At 30.8% G+C, this 1,474-nt stretch carries 2 protein-coding genes; both read right to left on the bottom strand.

Annotated features, from left to right (window positions below; genetic code table 11):
- Positions 1-44 precede the first annotated feature (44 nt).
- Entirely contained in the window at positions 45-467 is a 423-nt protein-coding gene (locus RMO83_RS12580) for a hypothetical protein (RefSeq protein WP_310560048.1), read from the bottom strand.
- Positions 464-1,474: N-acetyl-alpha-D-glucosaminyl L-malate synthase BshA (bshA, locus tag RMO83_RS12575; RefSeq protein ID WP_310560047.1), on the bottom strand; the 1,011-nt coding region annotated here is incomplete at its 5' end. The genes bshA and RMO83_RS12580, both read right to left, overlap by 4 nt.

The following is a 1,474-nucleotide window of genomic DNA, read 5'->3' as shown; positions in this document are numbered from 1 at the left end:
TTTAATAAAAATCAAAAAAATCCTGAAGAAATTCAGGATTTTTTTTATTCAAATATTATTTCTTTTTTAGAATTAATTTTCAAAATCAGGTACGGATTAACAGTTCCGAGTTCAATATCGATAATTTTATTTGTGACATTTTTTTTAACTTTTACAACTATTTTGTCTGTTGTTTCGGTAACCGATTCTATTTCGATTTTATTGTTACCTTCGTTTTTATAACCCGAATTTACGATTACAAAATTGCATTTTTCTATGTCGCTTTCTTGAACTTTGCCTTTTAGATTTTCGTCATTTAAAAGTAATTTTATTTCTGCAACTTCCGACAATATTTCGTAAAATTGAATGTTTGCACCACCATCTTTTTGTTGTGTTAATATTTCGAATAACAAATTTTTAGAGACTACTTTTTTGGTTCCGCACGAAACTAATAATACAATTGCTACGATTAATATTAAATTTCTCATAAAGATATATTTATTGCTTTTTGATATAAATCTTCGTACAACGGCAAAATATTTTTAATATCAAATTGTTTTGCTACTTCTAGTGCATTTTTCTTAAATTTATTGAGTATTTGGTCATTTTCTAAGATTTTAAGAGCGTTTTCTGCCATTTCGTCAATATTGCCAACATTACTTAAATAACCCGAAAAACCATCAAAATTAACTTCGGGTAAACCGCCAGAATTACTGGAAATTACAGGTACCGACCAAGCCATAGCTTCTAGAGCTGCAAGTCCAAAACTCTCGGTTTCTGATGGCAAAAGAAACAAATCAGAATAACTAAGTATTCTATCAATTTCGTTGCTGTTTCCTAGAAAAATAACTTTATTTTCGAGACCTAATTCTTGACATAATTTTTCGGCTTTGGGTTTTTCTGGTCCATCGCCAACCATCAATAATTTGGCTGGAATTTTTTGTTGTATTTTATAAAATATCTGAATAATATCTGGAATACGTTTTACTTTTCTGAAATTCGAAATGTGCGTAATTATTCGTTCATTATCATTGGCAATGACCGAACGATAGCACTGAATTCTTGGATCATTAGCGTTTTTATCTAATTCAATAAAGTTCGGAATGACTACAATATCGTTTTTTATATTGAATAATTTCAAAGTATCATCTTTTAAGCTTTGCGAAACCGATGTTACATAATCTGACTTATTAATACTAAAAGTTACAGCAGTTTTATAAACCGGATGGTTGCCAACCAAAGTAATATCTGTGCCATGAAGCGTTGTAACCATCGGAATATTGATGCCTTCGTCTTTTAGCATTTGTTTTGCCATATAGCCTGCATAGGCGTGCGGAATGGCATAATGAACGTGCAATAACTCTATTTTATGCAGCTTCACCATATCGACCAATTTGCTTGACAAAGCCAATTCATACGGTTGAAAATGAAACAATGGATATTCGGGAACATTTACTTCATGGTAATAAACATTTGGATTTAGCAATGCCAAACG

The sequence above is a fragment of the Flavobacterium sp. genome, assembly GCF_031423415.1.
Classification (GTDB): domain Bacteria; phylum Bacteroidota; class Bacteroidia; order Flavobacteriales; family Flavobacteriaceae; genus Flavobacterium.
This window is presented reverse-complemented; position numbering and strand designations above follow the sequence as displayed.